Consider the following 240-nt stretch of genomic DNA (forward strand, 5'->3'; position numbering starts at 1 on the left):
TCGTAGATGTCCTCGAACAGCGGATCGAACTCGTTGACCGCCTCGATCGAATACGACTGACGCCCCGTCTCCGCGCGCCCCGTGCGGCCGACCGGCGGCCGCAACGGCAAGTCGGGATCGGCGTTCATGTCGACCAGATAGAACTCCAGCTCCGGCGCGACCACCGGCTTCCAGCCCTTCGCCTCGTAGAGATCCAGCACGCGCCGCAGCACATAGCGCGGCGAGATCTCGACCGGCGAG

The 240-nt window shown here is 66.7% G+C and carries 1 pseudogene; it reads right to left on the bottom strand.

What is annotated here, in order from left to right:
• Positions 1-240: pseudogene (locus SB816_RS34560) on the bottom strand (glutamine synthetase); the annotation flags it as partial.

Origin of the sequence: Achromobacter sp. SIMBA_011, assembly GCF_046535435.1 — a bacterium.
GTDB lineage: Bacteria > Pseudomonadota > Gammaproteobacteria > Burkholderiales > Burkholderiaceae_B > Achromobacter > Achromobacter dolens.